Here is a 20,201-nt window from a genome sequence, read left to right as displayed (position 1 = left end):
AGTTCGACAAGTATTTTACATTTGTTTCCATCTTAAATAAATCGAGATCCTATATATTTACGGATTAGGGTAAATTATTTGGAACAAATTCGATGGGTACTTTTAGAATTCAGGAAGTTTTTTTGGTTGATGATGATGCGATCGTCAGAATGGTAGCTACCAAAATATTAAAGAGCATCGATTTCAATAACGCCATCTCTTCGTTTGAAAACGGTGAACTGGCGATCGAAGAAATCACCGGCAGGTTTGCAGAGCGGAAGTATTCCGGCGACGAAAAGGTTTTATTGCTATTGGACATCAATATGCCCATACTGGATGCCTGGGGTTTTCTTGATGAATTCACCGAGCTGAGTCCGGATATCAAAAAGCATTTCCTGATTGCGATCATCACTAGCTCAATAGACACCAACGACCGCATCAAGGCTTTCTCCTATCCGGAGGTCTTGGACTACATCACCAAGCCACTGTCGGCAAAACATCTTACCGACTTCCTCACCCGACACGGCTTGTTTGAGGCATAACGAGAGATTGTTCCGCTGGCCGCAAAGCAACGGCTGAAAGCCACCGTCTTGGGTTCGAAGTTGAGCTTAAAAGCAGTTGAAATGAACTGCGGAAATTCCTTTTCTGTAAATTCAGCTTCTATTCTTTCCGTTTTCCCATGCCCACAAACCCCAGCTTCGAGAAGTTGAAATCGAAAATACCCGACGCTGCCTCGGTCGATTTTTTGATTGAGAGCCTTTCGGCGTCCGAGTTTAACAGTCTGATGCTGGAGATCCTGAGGCTGCGTTCGGAGCGAATTTCTTCCGCTGATTTGTTGCGGAATTTTAATGAAAACCGCTTTACTCAGCCAACTTCTCTTGATCCGATTCGATTGCTGGAGACGGAAGCCAATTGGCTCAAACAGGCAAAGAAATCCGAGTTTTCCCCGATTCTCCTTTCTCCGGTGTCTCCACTGGGCACCTGCGCGACCGTGGCCAAAGTGAATCAAAACAACGTGATCAGCGCACTCAGACACACCGAAGTAGTGGCTGATGCGACCAACGTCCTGGCCTTGCAGCTGGCATCCGATTTCAAAAAAACACCGCAATCGAATACCCTTCGCTACGCCACCGTTCATCGACACGTCCGCGCCCAGCACTACGACAATCCAAACTTCACGGCGCATTTCGGGATTTTCTGTCTGGCTTCAGCGGGAAAGGACAGCGGAAGTTTTGACTTCGAGCTCATCGAAGCGAACCGACATATTGATATGATCATCAATCTCTTAAGTGAGTTCTTTTCGAAGGAAGATCTAACCTTCAAGTTCTTTCTCCGGGATGAAAACCCAAAGCTCAAGATGCGTCTGGAGGAAAAACAAAACTGCTGGTCGCCCTACCCGATCCAATTTGAAATCGACCCCTCGCAGGAGTATTATCGGCTTTTTCAGTTCAAAATCTACGTGACGTTGGGAGAAAACAGGATCGACTTTGCAGACGGTGGACCGGTAGATTGGGTCGCTTCGCTCACCGGCAACCAGAAGATGAGATCCTTTATCAGTGGAATCGGCCTGGAGCTTGTCTTAAAACTGGCAGGAAAGCAGTAAGTTTAGAGGCACAGTCCTCCCAAAACAACCCAAACCACCACCATGAAAATTCTTCTGATTTCCATTGGTACCAGAGGCGACGTGGAGCCTTTTTTGGCTCAGGCGGAGCTTCTGAAAAAGGCCGGTCATGAGGTATCTTGCCTCTTCCCGGAGCAATTTCGGGAGACGGTCGATCAAATGGGGTTTTCGTTTTTGGGTTTCGACAGGCGTTTTTTGGAGCTACTGGATTCGAAAGTCGGCAAGTCTGTGATGGGTGGCGGCGGGAGTCTTTTTGAAACGGTCAAAAACTTCTATCAGCTGATGCGAAACTCGCTCAGTCTTCAGAAGACCCTGATCCAGCAGCAAAAGGATGCGATCGATTCGGTACTGCCTGACCGCGTGATCTATCACCCAAAAGCACTCTATTGCACGCTTCCGGCGATGGCCGAGCCAAAGAAGTACTTCCAGCTTTCCCCAATCCCCAACCTGCTCCACCCTACCCGGGACTATCAGCATCTGAGCCTTTCGAAGTGGAAACCGTTTTCGCCCAAGTGGAACCTCCGAACTTACGATCTCGTCAATGGAGCACGGTACATTGCCTTCAATAAGTTTGTTAAGCCCTATTTCAAAGACTTTCCGGGAATCGATTTTTCGACCCGATCGATCAAAAACTTTGAGATGAATCAGCTGCAAGTCCTGTATCAAATCTCTCCTGCACTCTATCCAAAACCTTCTAACTGGCCCGATTGCGCTCACATCACGGGGTTTTTCGCAAGAAATCAAAACCAGGACTACCAACCAGAACCTGACCTCGAGGCTTGGCTGGCCAACTATCCAAAAGCTGTTCTCGTGACTTTTGGCTCTATGTCCAATCCCAAACCATTGGAAATTTCCACCCAGATCATCCAGCTTTTCGAAAAGCACGGGATCCCGGCCATCGTCAATCTCTCCTGGGGCGGACTTCAGCAAATTGACTCCAGTGGCGAGTCGATCTACTACGTCAAGCAGATTCCCTACGACTGGATTTTGCCAAAGCTCTATGGAATCATCCATCACGGAGGCTCCGGCACCGTACACTACGGCGCCAAGTCCGCTGCAGCGCAGTTGATTGTACCGCACATTATGGATCAGTACTTTTGGAACAGGCTAATCTTTGCCAATGGCTTGGGTCCGCTGGGGACAAGCATCCACAACTTTGATCCCAACAAGTTTGAATCGGTGCTGACAGAGTTTTGGAATAACCCACACTACAAAGTCAAGGCCGCCGATATGGCGAAAAAAATGACCCCCGAAGCTGATCCAACAGCTCTCATTCAACTCATAACCCAAGAATAGAATGGATTCGAAGTCTTATTTAAAGAACAGTATGCCCTCCAAGTTTTGCCTCACGTTAGTCGCACTATCGCTCATTCTTTCCGCTTGCGGCTCCGGTCAGGAAGTACAATTCGTCGCATCGGAAGGTGAGCAATACCGACCCGATTACCATTTCACACCTGCCAAGGGTTGGATGAACGACCCCAACGGCATGTTTTTCCTGGATGGCGAATACCATCTCTTCTTCCAGCATTATCCGGACACAACCGTCTGGGGACCGATGCATTGGGGCCACGCCGTTTCGCGGGATCTGGTTACTTGGGAAGAGCTTCCCATCGCCATCTATCCGGACAGTTTGGGTTATATCTTCTCAGGCAGCGCGGTGGTGGACACCGAAAACAGCTCGGGCCTCGGCACAGCCGAGAATCCTCCGATCGTTGCCATCTTCACTTACCATGACATGGCGGGAGAAAAGTCCGGAGCGGTCGACTTCCAGAGCCAGGGAATCGCCTTTTCTACTGACAAAGGAAGGACTTGGACAAAGTTTGAAGGAAACCCTGTTTTGCCGAATCAGGGAGTTCGGGACTTCCGGGATCCAAAAGTTTCTCAAGTGGTTAACTCGGAGGGCAAAAAGGAATGGGTCATGACGCTGGCGGCACAGGACAGGGTTCAGTTTTACAGTTCGCCGGACTTGAAATCTTGGAGCAAAACCGGAGAATTTGGTCAGGATACAGGAGCGCATGGCGGTGTCTGGGAATGCCCTGATTTGATCAAGATGTCCACTCCTGACGGAAAGGAAAAGTGGGTACTATTGCTAAGCATCAATCCAGGTGGACCACAGAAAGGATCTGCCACCCAATACTTTATAGGAGATTTCAAAGACGGCTCTTTCACCCCGGATGACAACATGATCCGATGGCTGGACTACGGTCCGGACAACTACGCAGGAGTGACCTGGGCCAATCTGCCGCAAAGCGATAGCCGCACCTTATTCATCGGTTGGATGAGCAACTGGCTCTATGCACAGGTCGTTCCTACCCAATCCTGGAGATCGGCAATGACGGTCCCAAGGGAACTGAGCCTGATCGATGTAAACGGAGTTTTGCTTCTGAAGTCGGCTCCGGCCCAGGAACTGGAGAGTCTACGGCAAGCCGGTATTGAGATAGATCAGACCTCCAATCTTCCCTCCCAAGCAGTGGAGATCGAAGGCAAACTGGATGGTTCGGATACCTTTTCGTTGGTCCTTTCCAATGAGTTGGGGGAAAAGGTGACCATTACCAAAGAAATGGGGTTGGTTTCCATTGATCGATCTCAGGCCGGGCAGTCGGATTTCCATGGAGACTTTGCCGCCATGCATTCCGCTCCGATGAGCTGGAAAGCTGAAAGCGTTCGGATCTTCCTCGACGCTGGTTCCGTGGAGCTTTTTGTGAATGACGGTGAGCTGGTCATGACTTCCCTTCTTTTCCCAAATTCTCCCTGGAAAACAGTTGAACTGCAGCAGGGAATTGAGGACGGTGTCGTTTATCCTTTGGAAAAATAGGCCCCAACAAGGAGCTATCGACTAGCAACGGCTGACCCAAGCAGTTTTCAATATGATCATACTCCTTGTTGACGGTAGCTATTGAATACAAGATTTGCGATCTAAATCTCCCTGCCCTGGACTGCTGACGATTATCCGCTGTTGGATATCTCCATTTTAACCTTCTGGCAAAGTGGTGGATAATCACATTTTTCAATCCTCCAAACTTGCAATTCCCCAAACCCCACGTACATTTGGGGTTGATTTGATGACACTAAAAATGAAAAAACAAAAAACAGCCTTCCTCCTGAGCCTTGCATGGCTGATTGGGATGGTTGCGATTTTTTCATTTCCCCCGGCTGCCAAAAGATCGACCAGTGAGCATCCCCGGCAATCAGAACTGAGTCATGTCTCAGTCCCTGGGCTGGTTTCCAGTCTTTCGGATCACACTACCTCTGTCCCGGCCTTCAAGGCGGATCTGAACGTATCTGCCTTTCTCGGTAGTCACTGGAAGGTAGATTTTGTCCCCTCCCTTAGTCAATACCTGTCGCCCTCCTTCTTTTCAAAGTCCAGGGCACTGTTTGACGTATTGATCACCTTCTTTTATTTCTTTCACACTTGGTAGTCCGTGTTTTGACCCACTAGGCACAAAACACATCTTACACTTTATTCTACCAAAAAATGATCGCTATTGATATCCCTACACTTGTCTTGTCAAGTGTAATCCTGCTTGGCGTGGCTACGCCGTTTATTTCCTATTCTATTAAGAGTAAAAAAGCCAAAGCCCAATTTCTAAACGGGTTTAACCAGTATGTCTCTGGTCTAAATTTAAAGGTTGATGTACAGGAAGATTGGAGAAATCGCTATATCTTAGGCATTGACAGCACCAAAAAAACACTGGTTTATTACCAAATCGGTGAAAATGAGACGAAAAGCCAAGTAAAACTTCAAGAACTCTCAAATGCTGTCGTACATCAGTCTTATTTGAACAGTGACAATCCAACCGCAACAAGCAAATCTCTAGAGCAAGTGACCATCCAGCTATATTTCAAAGACCCGGCTAAAAAAACCTTGAATCTGGAGATCTACAATCAGGAATACTATTCCGACTTGCTCGGTGAGACGCTGCTCGCTTCCAAATGGGCTGAGCTGATCAACGAACGATTATCAAAATAAATCCAAGGGCTCCTCCTCACAAGGGAGCCCTCTCTTTTTTTAAAACCAACCAAATGAGTACAAATAATCAATCCTGGGGCTCCCGCGTTGGCTTGATCCTGGCGATGGCAGGCAACGCCGTCGGGCTGGGAAACTTCCTCCGCTTCCCTGTGCAGGCCGTGCAGAACGGTGGCGGCGCATTTATCATTCCGTACCTGGTGTGCTTCCTGCTGATGGGGATTCCCATGCTCTTTATCGAGTGGTCTGTGGGACGCTTCGGTGGGAAATTTGGAAACCATAGCACACCTTACATCCTGGATTCGATGGCCAAAAGGCCGATCTGGAAATACATCGGTGTATTTGGGATTTTCACCAATATCGCTGTGGTAGCCTACTACACCTACATCGAGTCCTGGACATTCATGTATGTCGTTCACAGCGTCATCGGAACTTTCACCGGGATGGGCGCTGCGGAGATCAGTTCGTTTTTTGATAATTACGTCACGCTCTCAGGGTCTGATCTGGGCATCCCAATGCTACCGGTCATTATCTATGTGTTGGTGATGGCTGTGAATATTTACATCCTCTCCGCGGGACTGGGAGGAATCGAAAAAGTCGCGAAGATCGGGATGCCGATCCTGGTGCTGTTTGGAGTCGTGTTGGCGATCCGGGGCTGGACGATGGGATCAGATTTTGCGTCCGCGGAATTCCCAGAGGCCAATGCATGGGACGCGATCAACTTCCTGTGGACTCCGCAATACTCTTCGCTCCTTGATCCTAAAGTCTGGCTCGCCGCAGCCGGGCAGATCTTCTTCACCCTTTCGGTCGGGACGGGCGCCATCCAGTGCTATGCTTCCTATGTCAAGGAAAACGAAGACATCGCACTCAATTCAGTCACTGCGGGCTTTACCAACGAAACGGTGGAAATTGTCTTGGGAAGTGCCATTGTCATTCCAATTGCAGCGGGTTTCCTCGGCATGGATTGGGTAATGGAAAATGCCGGTTTCGGGATGGCTTTTCAGACGATGCCTTACCTCTTCCAGCAATGGGGGGAGGTCTTCGGCATGGTGGCGGGTGTCTGTTGGTTTGGCTTGCTCTTCTTTGCGGGGATCACTTCATCCCTGGCTATGGGTACGCCGTGGATGGGATTCATGCAGGATGAATTTGGCTGGGGCAAAGTCAAAGGAGCCGTTTCCTTTGGCATCATCTCGCTGATCATGGGACTTCCCACCGTGTTGTTTTTCAAATACGGCTACTTTGATGAATACGATTATTGGGGTGGAACGGTGAGCTTGGTGATATTTGCCCTGTTGGAGACGATTCTCTTTACCTGGATTTTTGGGATGAAAAGAGGATGGGAAGAAATCACCCGGGGCGCGGATATTCGGGTGCCTGGCGCTTACAAATGGATCATCAAGTACATCACTCCGACACTCCTTTTCCTGGTGTTGATGGGCGCGTTGTTCACTCCTGCGGGAAATGACTGGAATGGGGCAATCTCCAATCTGCTGGACGGACAGCTGTACACGCTGGATCACGGCTCGCTGATTTCGAAATTTTCCCACACCGATCTGAAGGCTCAAATCCTCCTCAATCCTGAAAATACGGAGATGCTCGAAAAGAAGATGTTCTTTGCCAGCATGGCACGTACCCAGCTTGTCCTCCTGTTTCTATTGATCGTAGGAATCGTGTGGTATTCTCATCAAAAACGTAAATCAGCCTTGCTATGAACACTTCAGCCCTGATACTCTCGATCGTCACCCAAGGTCTGATCCTGACAGCCACATTCTATTGCTTCTACCTGGTTTTGAAAAAACCCAAGACCGGAAAATAGGTTGATTGCGTGTAATTTCGGCAACGAGCTAAATGTCGCAATCACTCGAAAACCGATGCTTCGGCTACGCTCAGCACAAGTGATGGAAGGCCAAATAAGGCGCCTTTGGTCATCCTGAAAGGCCTTTTGGGCCTCTTTTCCCAACAACCGGAAAAGGAGCACGCAAACAAAAAATGGAAATTGACCAACCTGCTGCGGAACTGCGGCAGGTTTTTCTTTTTTTACCCTCCGGGAAAAGGAACAAATCCCCGGATTTTGGTATTATTAGACATTCCAAAACCACTTTTCTATGAGCTCCACACCTTCCAAAGAATACGACAACGGAGAAGTTGTCATCACCTGGCAACCCGAAAAATGCACCCATTCAGGCAACTGTGTCCGAGGACTTCCCCGGGTCTTTAACCCCAGAAAAAAACCCTGGATAGAAATCGGCAACGCCAGCTCGGAGGAGCTAGTCGAGCAAATCAAAAGATGCCCCTCTGGAGCGCTTGGCTACTATTTCAAAGATAAATCGGGAGCTTAACCCCTATCTAAAACTACCATGCGCAAAATCCTCGTCCTCTTTGCCCACCCCAAATTCGAGCATTCTGACGCAAATCAGGCCCTGGTCGATTCTGTCAAAGACTTGGAAAACGTCCAGGTCCGCGATCTCTACGAGCTTTATCCAGACTTCAATATCAACGTTCAAGCCGAGCAGGAGGCGCTCTTTGAGCACGAAGTCATCATCTGGCAGCACCCGTTCTATTGGTATTCCTGCCCTCCGCTGCTAAAGCAATGGATTGACTTGGTCCTGGAACACGGCTGGGCATACGGCACGGGTGGGATCTTTCTGAAAAACAAGTACATCTTCAACGCCTTTACCTCTGGCGGATCTAAAGAAATCTACTCCTCCCTGGGAAGGAATAGATATACTATCGAAGAGTATCTGAGGCCCTTCGAACAGACGGCTTACCTCTGCAACATGCGCTATCTTCCGCCTTTTCATCTGGCTGGCACACATCGTAGCACGGAGTCCGAGATTTTGCAGAGAGCCGATGAGTACCGTGAACTGATCCTCAGTCTCCGTGACTCGGCCGAGATTTCCCTACCCTACATCCAAAGAACTTAAGCCATGGACGGATTTTTATTCAATGCGATCGTTTACATCCTGGCGGCAATTGTCTGTGTCCCGATCGCAAAGCGGCTGGGAATGGGTTCTGTTTTAGGCTATCTGATTGCCGGAATCCTAGTTGGACCTTATGGGTTCGCATTTATCCAGGACGAATCTCAGGGACAGGACATCATGCACAGCACGGAATTTGGCGTGGTCATGATGCTGTTTCTGATCGGGCTGGAGCTCGAGCCCAAGAATCTGTGGAAGATGCGGGAGATGATCCTGAAGGTCGGACTTTCGCAGGTAGTAGCGACATCAGGGCTGATCTTTGGTCTGGGATTGATCTTGGAGATTGACTGGAGGATCAGTCTTGCAGCGGCGCTTTCGATGGCACTTTCCTCTACGGCGATTGTACTGCAATCGCTCAAAGAGAAGAATCAGATGGACACGTCCACCGGCAAGCTGTCCTTTGGAGTATTGCTCCTGCAAGATATCGCCGTGATCCCGATCTTGGCCATCTTGCCGCTGTTAGCCGTTGCTGGTCCGGAATTGAGCGGAAGTGAGCATGGCGGCTTCCTGGAGCATCAGCCCGGCTGGGTCCAAACGCTGATGATCTTCGTAGCCATCGGGGTGGTCATCTTACTGGGACGCTTTGGCTTTGGGCCGCTCTTGAACTGGGTTTCAAAGACAAAGCTCCGCGAACTGTTCACAGCATCGGCGCTGCTGATCGTCGTGGGAATCGCCTTTCTCATGGAATTGGTGGGCCTCAGCCCGGCATTGGGAACCTTCCTCGCGGGAGTCATCCTGGCAAACTCACCCTACAAGCACGCGCTGGAGTCCGATCTCGATCCGTTCAAAGGATTGCTTTTGGGCTTGTTCTTCATGGCGGTGGGTGCAACCGTCAACTTCGATCTTATCTTCTCCGACGCGGTCAATGTCTTTTCGATCACATTTGGGGTCATCCTGATCAAGGCTCTTGTACTTGGTGTAATCGGTAAAACCAGAAAACTCAGTCTTCCCGATAATCTCCGGTTTTCGGTTGGGCTGGCTCAGGTGTCGGAATTCTCCTTCGTCACCTATGCCTTCGCGCTTCAGTTGGGAATACTGACGGCTACAACATCTGGGATTCTGATGGCGATCACAGCGCTCAGCATGACCTTCACGCCGATCTTCAGCCTCCTTTTGGACAAAATAATCCTCCCGAGTTTAGAGAAGAGAAATGCCAAACCAAAACCGGAAGCAGATCAGATCGACGAAAGAAATACGGTGATCCTGGTGGGATTCTCCCATTTCGGATCGACCATGGGACGATTTCTGAGGGCAAATGGTATCGAAGCTACCGTCTTGGACTACGATCCCGACCGAGTGGACTTTTTGAGGAAGATGGGATTCAAGGTCTATTTTGGAGATGCTACCCGTCTGGATCTATTGCACGCTGCCGGAGCGGAGAACGCCAAGATTCTTATCTCCGCAATCAGGTCCACCGAGACTAATAAAAAGCTCGTGGAGCTCTGCCATGAGAATTTCCCACATCTGGAAGTCATGATCCGAGCCAAAAACCGCTACGAGGCCTTTGAGTTGATGGAGATGGGAGTAGAAAATATCTACAGAGAGCACTTGGACACCTCGATACGGATGGGACAGGAAGCGCTCCAAAAATTGGGATTCCGGGCGCACACCGTCCAAAGACTGGCTGCGCAGTTTCGAAAATATGACGAAGATTCGCTAAAAGTTCTCGTCAAATACCGGAGCAATGAAACCGAATACATCTCCAAGATCCGCAAGCAGATCGAAATCCAAGAGGCTCTTCTTTCCGGAGAACTCTCCCGCAAATTCTCGATGAATGATTCGGCTTGGGACAGCGATCAATTGAAAGAGGAAAGCGAATAGCTGACTTTTTGAAAATTATTTTCGAGCGATTGCTTGCTTTATTAAACACCGTTTAATTAATTTTAGCTGTTCATTAGAAACCACATGGGGATTGCGGATCGAAAAGAGAGAGACAAGGAAGAATTGAGAGAACGAATCTTGGCAGCTGCCAAATTCCTCTTTCTGGAGAAAGGGATCGATAAGACATCCATTCGGAACATCGCGGATCACATCGAATACAGCCCGGGAATTATCTACCATTATTTCAAGGATAAAAACGAGATTTTTCATGCCTTGCACCAACTCGGTTTTCTCCAACTTATGGAAAAAATGCAGGTTCTAGGTTCGGTTAGAAACCCTCTCGAGCGGCTGAAAGCCATGGGAAGCATCTATATAGATTTTGCCATGGAAAATCCTGACATGTACGATCTTATGTTTATCAAGGAGGCTCCGATTGACCATGTATGCAATACCGAGCACGATCATTGGAAAGAAGGCGGAGGAGCATTCAATTCGCTGAGGTCTACCATCGCTGACTGTATCAACGCCGGGCATTTCAAAGGACACGAGCAGGAGGCGCTTACCTTTTTGATCTGGTCAACGGTACATGGGATGGTATCGCTGCATATCCGCAAACGATGCGAGGTGGTGCTCCCAGAGAGTCAACAGACAATTGTAAAAGATGGCTTGGAAGAGTTCTTTAAGATCTTGGATAAACTCTAAAAAAATTTATCCATCCATTAAACACTGTTTATTAAATTAACATCGAATAATATAATGAGAAAGACAGCACTGATTTTTCTGATCTATCTGCTTTTCAATCCTTTTTTGGCTGCCAAGGCACAGGGCGTGCTGGATGAATACATCCGGCAGGGATTGGAAAACAACCTGGTTTTAAAGGAAAAGAACATCGAACTGGAGCGCAGCCTGCTGGCGCTGAAGGACGCCAAAAGTTTCTTCCTTCCATCACTCGATTTTGGTGCGAGCTACACGCTGGCAAGCGGCGGTCGGACCATTGGCTTTCCTGTGGGAGATCTGCTCAATCCAGTCTATTCCACGCTCAATCAACTCACCGGAACCAGCGCCTTTCCCCAGTTGGAAAACGTGTCGGAGCAGCTTCTGCCGGACAATTTCTATGATGCCCGCTTCCGAGCTTCGATGCCTATCCTCAATACGGACCTGATCTATCAGAAGCAGATCCGAGAGAAGCAGGTGTTGCTCTCCGAATATGAGCTCAAGATCTACCGGGCCAACCTCGTCCAGGACATCAAATTGGCTTATTACAACTTCTGCACAGCCTATACCGCCATTGAGGTAATCCGTAGCAGCAAAGGTCTCGTCGAACAAAACCTGAGAGACAACCGGTCGCTTTTGGAAAATGGAAAGGGGCTTCCTTCCTCTGTGCTGCGGGCTGAAAGTGAAGTCGAAAACATCAATGCGCTGATGATAGAGGCGGAAAGCAGGAAGCAAAACGCGGTTCACTACGTCAATTTTCTCCTCAATCGCCCCATCGATACCGAACTGGATTTTGAAGAACATCTGGCAAATCCGGCGGAGCTAGCCGGCCTGATGGGCGAAGACGACCTCAGCGGACGCCCAGAACTCCTGCAGATCCAGACTGCTGAAAGCATTCAAGAAACAGCCATCAAAGCCAGCAAAAGCTATTGGGTTCCCAAATTCAACACCTACGCGGATCTGGGCTCCCAGAGTTTTGATTGGGCATTTGACCAGGATTCGAGGTATGCGCTACTGGGCCTTAATCTCAGTGTGCCGGTATTTCAGGGTGGAAGAAACCGAAACCAGATCTACAGAAATGAACTCGGTCTGCAGACTGTCCAAACGCAAAAAGACCTGCTGTCTGACAAGCTTGAATTGGACCTTCAGCTTACCAAAAACGAAGTCAAAACCAATCAGGCTGCACTCCGGTCGGCCGAGAAAAAACTCGAGTCATCCGCCGCTTATTTCCGCCTGGTAGACCGAGGTTTTCGTGAAGGCGCCAATTCCCTGATCGAATTCATCGATGCGAGAAACCAGCTCACCCAAGCCTCACTCCAAAAGACAATCAATTCATACAACCTGCTCAAGTCCATGGCACAGCTTGAGCGCCAACTTGCTACCCAAACCTATTAAGCTATGAGACATCTTGCTTCTTTATCGCTCTTTTTGCTGGCGGCGCTACTTTTCGCCTGTGGCAAATCCGAAAACGCTCCACAACCCGTCACGAAGGGTGAAACAATACCCGTCAAAGTGATGCGTCTGACACCCGGTAGCTTTTCCTCGCCGATCTCCGCCAGCGGAAATTTTTCCACCAATGACGAGACGCTCCTCTCCTTCAAAGTTGGCGGGATCGTATCCAGCATCTTGGTCCAAGAGGGCGATGCGGTGAAAAAAGGACAGATTCTGGCCACGCTGGACCTGACCGAGATTCAGGCGGGACTCAACCAAGCCAAACTCGCCTACGAAAAATCACTCCGGGATCACGAGCGCGCTGGCAGGCTTTATCGCGACAGCGTGGCCACCCTGGAGCAATTCCAAAACAGCAAAACAGCGCTGGATATCGCGGAGCAACAGCTCAGGACCACGGAGTTTAACCTCTCCTATTCTCAGATCCGCGCCACGCAAAATGGCTTTGTACTTCGGAAATTTGTCAATCCAGGCCAACTCGTTACTTCCGGAGCTTCGGTTCTCCAGATCAACGGCGCGAATCAGGGAAATTGGATGCTGAAGGCTAGCGTCAATGATCAAAACTGGGGGCTGATCGCCATCGGCGATTCAGCGACGATCTTCCCTTCCAACTCGGACAGTCTTCCTGGTAAAGTCATTCGCAAGAGCCAGGCAGCCGATCCCGTCACGGGCGCTTATTGGGTGGAGATCTCTCCCAATCAAAGCCAGGGCCTGAAGTTGGCCTCGGGGATGTTTGGCAAAGTGCTGATTCATCCTACGGAGCAGACAGATGGCTGGGAAATTCCCTACGAGGCAGTTCTGGACGCCAGCGGAAGTGAAGGATATGTATTTGTCGCTGACGACAAACAGCAGGCAAAAAAGGTCCGGATCACGCTGGGCAAGATTTCTCCAAATACGGTTCAGGTGCTCGCCGGACTGGAAAGCCACTCCACATTAATTGTGTCTGGCAGCGCGTACCTCACAGATGGTTCCACTATTCAAATCAAGGACTGATGCGGATTTCTGATTTTGCAGTGAAAAACTACCAGTTCACGCTGGTGATATTCTTGATGACGGTAGCTGTGGGCCTGACGACCTTTTTCAGCATGCCCCGCAGCGAAGATCCGGTGATCGAAGCGCCACAGTTTCCCGTGATTGTGATCTATCCCGGAGCAAGTCCCGAGGACATGGAAGAGCTGGTCGTGGACCCGCTGGAAGAAGTGATCTACGGACTGGAAAACATCAAACGGATCAAGACGGAGATCCAGGACGGCGTCGCGGTACTTTTTGTGGAGTATAACTACAACGAGGACGTCAATGAGAAATACCAGGAGCTGGTGCGCGAGGTGAACACCCTCCGGCCCGAGCTGCCTGAGGATATCTTTTCCATCAAGATCAACAAAGTCCGGCCTTCCGATGTCAACATCCTCCAGATCGGCCTGATCAGCGAGAACGCCTCCCGTGACAACCTGAAGAAATACAGCGAACGACTGCAGGATGAGCTGGAGAAAATCACCGAACTGAAGAAGATTGAGCTCTTTGGACTGCCGGAGCAGATCGTCCGGATAGATCTAAAGCTGGATAAAATTGCCGAAATGAACATTCCTCTTTTTGCGATTGTGGGCAGCATCCAGAGTGAATTGAGCAACATTCCGGGTGGCCAGGTAGAGGCAGGAAGCAAAAGCTTCAATGTCAAAACCAGCGGTAACTACACTTCGGCCGAGGAAATCGGTGAAACTATTGTCTATTCTGTTCAGGGAAAAACCATCCAGCTCAAAGACGTCGCCGAGATCAGAAACGACTTCGAGGAAACCAAACACATCACCCGGCTCAATGGCTACCGTTCCGTCTTTGTCACAGCGGCTCTGAAAGAGGGAAATAACATCAGCAACGTCCAGGAAAAGTATCTGGGCGCTATCGAAAAGGTCAAGTCCGAACTTCCCGAAAACATTGATCTGATCGTCTCTTTTGACCAAGCCAACTATGTCAATCAGCGACTCAGCGGCCTGGGATTTGATTTCCTGATCGCCATCGCCCTGGTTTTCATCACCCTGCTTCCCTTGGGTAACCGGGCTTCGATCATCGTGATGATCTCGATTCCGCTTTCTCTGGCGATCGGTCTGGTGCTGTTAAGTGCCTTGGGCTATGGCCTCAATCAGCTGAGCATCGTCGGTCTGGTGGTCGCCTTGGGGCTGTTGGTGGATGACAGCATCGTCGTAGTCGAAAACATCGAGCGATGGATCAGGGATGGTTTTTCCAAGCAGGATGCCGCGCTGAAAGCCACGAAGCAGATCTCGCTCTCGGTAGTTGGCTGCACCGTAACCTTGGTGATCGCATTTTTGCCACTGGTTTTTTTACCTGAGGGTTCGGGCGACTTTGTCCGAAGTCTTCCCATGGCTGTGATCATGAGTGTGCTAGCCTCGATGCTGGTTTCGCTCACGATCATTCCTTTCCTCTCCACCTGGTTTCTCAAGGACAAAGGCCCCGAGCATACCAACCGAGTTTACGATCTGTTCCAAAAGGGCATCCACATGACCTATGCGCCGCTACTGGAGCGTGCACTTCGAAAGCCTGTCCAAACGCTTCTGATCGCCGGAGTCATCTTCGTGGCGGCTTTGGGCTTGTTTCCTGTGATTGGTTTCAGTCTTTTTCCTCCTTCGGAAAAGCCCCAGTTTCTGATCAACATCACCACCCCACTCCAGTCGAATCTCCATACGACGGATGAGGTCGCCAAAAAGGTGGAAGCCGAACTTAGCCAAATACCGGAGCTGATGAACTTTGCGACGAATGTCGGCAAAGGTAATCCGAGGATCTACTACAACGAAATCCCCGAAAACGAGCGCACAGACTACTCTCAGATCTTTGTCCAGCTCGATCCTGAGACTTCTCCTCCCCGAAAGATGGAGCTGATCGAAGACCTCAAGGCTAAGTTCGCGGACTTTGCGGGAGCAAAAGTTGAAGTCAAAAACTTCGAACAAGGTCCGCCGGTGACCGCCCCTGTGGAGGTCAGGATCTCCGGAGAAGATCTCGATACGCTTCGCAGTCTGGCAGCGAAGGTGGAGCTACTACTCAAAGAGACTCAGGGAACGATCTACATCAATAATCCTGTAGCTCATCTGAAAACCGACATTCGGGTCGCCATTCAAAAGGAAAAAGCCCGGCAACTCGGAGTCAATATTGCCGATGTGGACCGGACGGTAAGATTGGCTTTGGCCGGACTGAATCTCGGCTCTTTTACCGATCTCCAAGGTTCCGAGCGCTCGATCCTGCTGACCTCTCCAAGAGCTGAAAAGGCCACTTTGACCAGTTTTGATGGGTTGTACATCAATAATCAACAGGGAGCCGGGATTCCGATTTCCCAGATCGCCCAACTGGAACTGGAGAGCAGCACGCTCACTATTGACCACTACAACAAGATCCGTTCGGTGTCTGTGTCGGCTTTTGTGGATCAAAATTTCCTGGCAGACCGGGTGATCTCGGAGGTCCTGCAAAAGATGGATCAGGTGGAACTTCCCGATGGCTATTCCTTCAAGATGGCTGGGGAATACGAAACCCGCCAAGAATCTTTTGCAGGATTCAATACAGTGATTATTGTCACTGTTTTTCTCTTCATCGCGGTGTTAATTTTGCTTTTCAAGACCTTCAAAAGCACCATCATCGTACTGTCAGTCATCCCTTTAGGAATGGTCGGAGCACTGATAGCACTTTGGGTGACAGGAAATTCGCTGTCCTTTGTAGCGATCATCGGGTTGATCGCGTTAGCGGGGATAGAGGTGAAGACTTCCATCCTGCTGGTGGACTTTACCAATCAATTGCGGCAAGAAGGCAAACCTTTGGAGGCTGCTATCCGTGAAGCAGGGGAAATTCGGTTTCTACCGATAGTGCTGACTACGATTACGGCGATTGGAGGCTTGATTCCGATCGCTTTGAGTACCAATCCGCTGATCGCGCCTTTGGCCATCGTTTTGATAGGAGGTCTGATCAGTTCCACGTTGCTTTCCAGAATCGTCACTCCGGTGATGTATAAACTTTTGCCACCTAAAATTTGATCCTATGAACCAACACTACTCCATGTTAAAAAAAGTCGTGACAGTCTTTCATTCCTATGGAATTGACCTGACCGGCCAACGAAAAAATGCCCATCTCATCCTGCAACTGGATATGCATCCGGTCTTCATCAACGGACTGATCTTCGAGCTGGAGTACCAGCTACAGGTAATCATCCAGGAAGAAAAGCTCAGGAATGCTTCCACTCCGCGGGAGATCATCGATCTACTCCTGGAGATTCCCCAAGACAACTGACAGAAAAGCGAAGGCCTCCCCTTCGCTTTTGTTTTTTTCATCGGTATTGTTTCGAGACGACCGCTTCGCGGTTGTACTGTTTCTTTTCGGGGATATCTTTTTAACACAATTCCCCCGGGGACAATGTTGGTTTACATTTTGAAACACATTGTTCCGGATAGATTTTAATTCCCGCACCTTTAAGGCGAATTACGGATCAATCGCACCCAACCATTTAAGAGTTCTCTGCTTTTTTACTGATCTATCACCACAATCCGTCGATTCAACCTACAGTACAATGAGTAAAAACGAGTTAAACACTATCCTGAAATCTTCACGGGTTCAGGAGACTGACAAAGACATCCTACTCGAACAGTTTGAATTGCTGACCAACTCGGGAATTTGGGAATTGAATCTCGATACCAACAAGATGTACTGGTCGGATGGGCTGTTCAGGATGTTGGGATATGCTCCGTCTGAATTTGAAGTGGACGCCGAAACGGCCCTATCAACCGTATCCCCACCAGATCTGGAATATGCTGAAACCGTTTGTGAAAGCTTTCTTGGCGGCAACTGCGGCTATGATCTAAAAAAGAGACTGGTTCGGAAAGACGGAAAGACGATTTGGGTGGCAGCGAAAGGCCGGTCAATTCTTGACCCTAAAACCGGTGAAAAGAAGATCATTTGGGTGATCCAAAACATCCACCAACAGACTCAAACGAAAGAAAAACTCAAAACTGCCAAAAAGAAGAACCGCTCGCTGATGCATAATCTGGATGGGATCTTCTGGGAAGCCGACGCCGAAACCCTTGAGTTTACCTACATCAGTCCTCAGCTTGAGCGAATTACCGGCTACACGACTGAAGAATGGATGGCATCCAAAGACTTCTGGCAGCGCCACCTTCATCCCATGGATAGGGATCATGCCATTCAAACCTGTCATATTGAAACCCAAAACCTGAACGACCATACGTTTGACTATCGCTTCCTAACCAAAGACGGCAGGACTATCTGGCTGAACGACCGCGTCAAAGTGATCGCCAAAGGCGGCAAACCACATAGGATCCAAGGGATGATGGTGGACATCACACGCGAAAAAGACATCGAACTGGCCCTGCAAAAGGAAATCAACCTCAATCAGTCGCTAATCCAACAATTGCCCAGTGTCTTCTTCATCTTCGATACCGATGGCAAGTTCCAGCTTTGGAATCGGCAGCTCGAAAGGGTGACGGGCTATTCTTCGGAAGAAATCGAAAAGATGAGTCCTGAGGAATTCTTTACTGTCAAAGATCACGGCATCTTTGGCAGTCATGTGCACCAGGTCATTGGTGAAGGACAGACTGACATAGAACTTACCATCGTCACCAAATCCGGGAAAAGAATCCCTTTCCTCTTCTCTGTCTCCCAACTAAAATATCAGGATAAGCTCTGCATCTTTGGCACAGGTCAGGACATCAGTGAGTTGGTCGAAAGCCGCAAATCCACCGTGCAGCACATCGAGCGATTCCGGAAAGTGACCCAGGCCACCAGTGACGCGATTTGGGACTTTGACGTCACCAAAAACAGCCTGTACTGGGGCGAGGGCTTTTTGACACTGTTTGGGTACGACCCAACCGTCATAGAGCCGGACCTCGAGTACCTCCTGAACCTGATTCATCCGGAGGATCGTGGAAGAGTTTTCAAGCTTATCCAGTCTTACTTGAATCCCGCTTCCAGCAAAAACCACTGGCTGGAAGAATACCGCTTTCTAAAAAACGACGGAACCTACACCGACGTTTTGGATAAGGCTATTTTCATAAGAAACGAGGAAGGGCAAGTGACCCGCGTGGTGGGCGCGATGCAGGATATTTCAAAACGAAAAGAAAACGAAAAATCCCTCAAAAGCCTCAACGAAAAGCTCGAAAAGAATGTCGAAGAGCTGGCGATCTCCAATCTGGAGCTGCAGCAATTCGCCTTCGTGGCATCCCATGATCTACAGGAACCCCTGCGGATGATCTCCAGTTTTATGGGATTGCTAGAACGCAAATATGCTCACGTACTGGACGCCAAGGCCTTGGAATATATCTCCTTCGCCACCAACGGTGCCAGTCAGATGAGAAAGATAATCTTGGATCTGCTGGAATTGTCCAAGGTGGGAAAGATGGCCGAAAATAAAAGCAGACTGGCAATTGACGACTTGGTCCAAGAGATAAGCCACTATCTGAAAAAGCCGATTCAAGAGAAAAATGCCATCATCAAACTGAATAACCTCCCGGTGATCTATTCCTACAAGACTCCGTTGTTTCAAATATTCCAAAATCTGATCGGGAATGCCCTTAAATTTTCGAAGGCCGACCTCACTCCCGTCATCACGATTGACAGTCGGGAACTGCCGGATTTCTGGGAATTTTCCGTCGAAGACAACGGAATCGGAATCGACCCGGAATATTTCAAAAAGGTCTTTGTGGTCTTCCAAAGACTGCATCTGCAACAAGAATATGAAGGAACTGGAATCGGTCTGGCGATCGTCAAGAAGTCAGTCGAGGTCCTTGAGGGAGAAATTCAGCTGGAATCTCAACCGGGTATCGGGTCAAAGTTTACGTTCACGGTTAAAAAATAGCGACTCTAGATTGCCGCCGATATCAACCAGACCCACTCCAGACACTGTCCGATAGATTTTGGAGAGAAAGCGAGCAAAAAATCCCGATCGCGTTCAAAATATTCTGGCTTCGACAGCGTCTTATTTGACGAGTATCCTACGCCAATGAGAAGACTGCTGATCCTAAGTTTCATCCTGATTTCACTATCCACCCAAGCCCAAACCTGGACACCCGATTCTTACACCAACTACAACGAAACCTCATTTTACCGGATAGAATCACTGTATTCAGCGATCGACTTCAGTCAAGTCAACTTTCCTTTGCTGCAGGCAGCCATCTTTTTTGTGACCAATGAAGAGCGAAAAAAGGCAAAGCTAAGTCCGTTTGAATTTCGGTCAGAAATCGAAAACGTGGCCTCCGGACATGCGCAGGACATGGTCAAATATGGCTTCTATTCTCATACAAGTAAGATCCGGATCAAGCGAACCCTCTTGGACCGCTTCCATTTGGAAGGGTTGAATCCGGAGTACTATGGCGAAAACATCTGCTCAACCTATGGCCTCCAATACCAGGCTGGTAGAAAGGTAAATCCGCCCTATCCTTCGGGAGAATTCACTTATGCTTTTACTTCCAAAAAGGAGGTGATCCTCCCCCACACCTACCTCACTTTTGCAAAGTCTGTGGTGAAACTTTGGATGGAATCGCCCGGTCATCGCCAAAACATTCTGAATCCCCAGTTCAAGACATTAGGCTGCGGCGCACGAGTCTATCGGGAGAAGAATTTTTACAACATGCCCTACTTCATGGTCGTGCAGAACTTTGGAAACTAGCGT

The 20,201-nt window shown here is 49.1% G+C and carries 17 protein-coding genes; all 17 read left to right on the top strand.

Going from position 1 to position 20,201, the window contains the following annotated elements; translation table 11 throughout:
* Positions 1 to 92 precede the first annotated feature (92 nt).
* Positions 93 to 521 (top strand): response regulator, encoded by a 429-nt coding sequence (locus tag G459_RS0119035; protein WP_026969065.1) that lies wholly within the window; start codon positions 93 to 95, stop codon positions 519 to 521.
* Between the two features lie 164 nt (positions 522 to 685).
* The gene (locus tag G459_RS0119030) at positions 686 to 1,582 is read left to right on the top strand and encodes a hypothetical protein (protein WP_157373382.1); all 897 of its coding nucleotides are present in this window, start codon (positions 686 to 688) and stop codon (positions 1,580 to 1,582) included.
* 42 nt (positions 1,583 to 1,624) lie between these two features.
* The gene (locus tag G459_RS0119025) at positions 1,625 to 2,896 is read left to right on the top strand and encodes a glycosyltransferase (RefSeq protein ID WP_026969063.1); all 1,272 of its coding nucleotides are present in this window, start codon (positions 1,625 to 1,627) and stop codon (positions 2,894 to 2,896) included.
* 1 nt (position 2,897) lies between these two features.
* Complete coding sequence (locus G459_RS0119020; protein WP_245588205.1) at positions 2,898 to 4,415, top strand: glycoside hydrolase family 32 protein; 1,518 nt, start codon at positions 2,898 to 2,900, stop codon at positions 4,413 to 4,415.
* A 259-nt stretch (positions 4,416 to 4,674) separates the two neighbouring features.
* Complete coding sequence (locus G459_RS0119015) at positions 4,675 to 5,019, top strand: hypothetical protein (RefSeq protein ID WP_026969061.1); 345 nt, start codon at positions 4,675 to 4,677, stop codon at positions 5,017 to 5,019.
* Positions 5,020 to 5,075: 56 nt separating this feature from the next.
* Entirely contained in the window at positions 5,076 to 5,570 is a 495-nt protein-coding gene (locus G459_RS0119010) for a hypothetical protein (protein ID WP_026969060.1), read from the top strand.
* A 53-nt stretch (positions 5,571 to 5,623) separates the two neighbouring features.
* Positions 5,624 to 7,279: a sodium-dependent transporter gene (locus G459_RS0119005; protein ID WP_026969059.1), complete on the top strand. Its 1,656-nt coding sequence runs from the start codon at positions 5,624 to 5,626 to the stop codon at positions 7,277 to 7,279.
* Positions 7,280 to 7,672: 393 nt separating this feature from the next.
* Entirely contained in the window at positions 7,673 to 7,906 is a 234-nt protein-coding gene (locus tag G459_RS0118990; protein WP_026969058.1) for a (4Fe-4S)-binding protein, read from the top strand.
* A gap of 18 nt (positions 7,907 to 7,924) precedes the next feature.
* Positions 7,925 to 8,491 carry a glutathione-regulated potassium-efflux system oxidoreductase KefF gene (kefF, locus tag G459_RS0118985; protein ID WP_026969057.1) on the top strand — a complete coding sequence of 189 codons (567 nt, stop codon included), beginning with the start codon at positions 7,925 to 7,927 and terminating at the stop codon, positions 8,489 to 8,491.
* A gap of 3 nt (positions 8,492 to 8,494) precedes the next feature.
* Positions 8,495 to 10,366, top strand: a complete 1,872-nt coding sequence (locus G459_RS0118980; RefSeq protein WP_026969056.1) for a monovalent cation:proton antiporter-2 (CPA2) family protein — start codon at positions 8,495 to 8,497, stop codon at positions 10,364 to 10,366.
* Between the two features lie 84 nt (positions 10,367 to 10,450).
* Positions 10,451 to 11,068: a TetR/AcrR family transcriptional regulator gene (locus G459_RS0118975; RefSeq protein ID WP_026969055.1), complete on the top strand. Its 618-nt coding sequence runs from the start codon at positions 10,451 to 10,453 to the stop codon at positions 11,066 to 11,068.
* A gap of 54 nt (positions 11,069 to 11,122) precedes the next feature.
* A complete protein-coding gene (locus G459_RS0118970) occupies positions 11,123 to 12,475 on the top strand; it encodes a TolC family protein (protein WP_026969054.1) in 1,353 nt (450 codons plus the stop codon).
* Between the two features lie 3 nt (positions 12,476 to 12,478).
* On the top strand, positions 12,479 to 13,522 hold the full coding sequence (locus G459_RS0118965) for an efflux RND transporter periplasmic adaptor subunit (protein WP_026969053.1): 1,044 nt from the start codon (positions 12,479 to 12,481) through the stop codon (positions 13,520 to 13,522).
* On the top strand, positions 13,522 to 16,557 hold the full coding sequence (locus G459_RS0118960) for an efflux RND transporter permease subunit (protein WP_026969052.1): 3,036 nt from the start codon (positions 13,522 to 13,524) through the stop codon (positions 16,555 to 16,557). Before G459_RS0118965 ends, G459_RS0118960 begins: the two co-directional genes overlap by 1 nt.
* Positions 16,558 to 16,561: 4 nt before the next feature.
* Positions 16,562 to 16,810, top strand: a complete 249-nt coding sequence (locus G459_RS0118955) for a hypothetical protein (protein WP_026969051.1) — start codon at positions 16,562 to 16,564, stop codon at positions 16,808 to 16,810.
* Between the two features lie 277 nt (positions 16,811 to 17,087).
* On the top strand, positions 17,088 to 19,388 hold the full coding sequence (locus G459_RS29110) for a PAS domain-containing sensor histidine kinase (RefSeq protein WP_051315312.1): 2,301 nt from the start codon (positions 17,088 to 17,090) through the stop codon (positions 19,386 to 19,388).
* 144 nt (positions 19,389 to 19,532) lie between these two features.
* On the top strand, positions 19,533 to 20,198 hold the full coding sequence (locus tag G459_RS27940; RefSeq protein WP_051315311.1) for a CAP domain-containing protein: 666 nt from the start codon (positions 19,533 to 19,535) through the stop codon (positions 20,196 to 20,198).
* Positions 20,199 to 20,201: the final 3 nt, after the last annotated feature.

Origin of the sequence: Algoriphagus terrigena DSM 22685 (assembly GCF_000429445.1) — a bacterium.
Lineage (GTDB): Bacteria > Bacteroidota > Bacteroidia > Cytophagales > Cyclobacteriaceae > Algoriphagus > Algoriphagus terrigena.
The sequence above is the reverse complement of the archived record's forward strand: the minus strand, read 5'-3'. Positions and strand labels throughout refer to the sequence as shown.

Excerpts from the sequence above, each read along its gene's own strand:
- G459_RS0119035 (WP_026969065.1), top strand. The coding sequence starts at position 93 with ATGGGTACTTTTAGAATTCAGGAAGTTTTTTTGGTTGATGATGATGCG.
- G459_RS0119025 (WP_026969063.1), top strand. The coding sequence starts at position 1,625 with ATGAAAATTCTTCTGATTTCCATTGGTACCAGAGGCGACGTGGAGCCT.
- G459_RS0119020 (WP_245588205.1), top strand. The coding sequence starts at position 2,898 with ATGGATTCGAAGTCTTATTTAAAGAACAGTATGCCCTCCAAGTTTTGC.
- G459_RS0119015 (WP_026969061.1), top strand. The coding sequence starts at position 4,675 with ATGAAAAAACAAAAAACAGCCTTCCTCCTGAGCCTTGCATGGCTGATT.
- G459_RS0119010 (WP_026969060.1), top strand. The coding sequence starts at position 5,076 with ATGATCGCTATTGATATCCCTACACTTGTCTTGTCAAGTGTAATCCTG.
- G459_RS0119005 (WP_026969059.1), top strand. The coding sequence starts at position 5,624 with ATGAGTACAAATAATCAATCCTGGGGCTCCCGCGTTGGCTTGATCCTG.
- G459_RS0118990 (WP_026969058.1), top strand. The coding sequence starts at position 7,673 with ATGAGCTCCACACCTTCCAAAGAATACGACAACGGAGAAGTTGTCATC.
- kefF (WP_026969057.1), top strand. The coding sequence starts at position 7,925 with ATGCGCAAAATCCTCGTCCTCTTTGCCCACCCCAAATTCGAGCATTCT.
- G459_RS0118980 (WP_026969056.1), top strand. The coding sequence starts at position 8,495 with ATGGACGGATTTTTATTCAATGCGATCGTTTACATCCTGGCGGCAATT.
- G459_RS0118975 (WP_026969055.1), top strand. The coding sequence starts at position 10,451 with ATGGGGATTGCGGATCGAAAAGAGAGAGACAAGGAAGAATTGAGAGAA.
- G459_RS0118970 (WP_026969054.1), top strand. The coding sequence starts at position 11,123 with ATGAGAAAGACAGCACTGATTTTTCTGATCTATCTGCTTTTCAATCCT.
- G459_RS0118965 (WP_026969053.1), top strand. The coding sequence starts at position 12,479 with ATGAGACATCTTGCTTCTTTATCGCTCTTTTTGCTGGCGGCGCTACTT.
- G459_RS0118960 (WP_026969052.1), top strand. The coding sequence starts at position 13,522 with ATGCGGATTTCTGATTTTGCAGTGAAAAACTACCAGTTCACGCTGGTG.
- G459_RS0118955 (WP_026969051.1), top strand. The coding sequence starts at position 16,562 with ATGAACCAACACTACTCCATGTTAAAAAAAGTCGTGACAGTCTTTCAT.
- G459_RS29110 (WP_051315312.1), top strand. The coding sequence starts at position 17,088 with ATGAGTAAAAACGAGTTAAACACTATCCTGAAATCTTCACGGGTTCAG.
- G459_RS27940 (WP_051315311.1), top strand. The coding sequence starts at position 19,533 with ATGAGAAGACTGCTGATCCTAAGTTTCATCCTGATTTCACTATCCACC.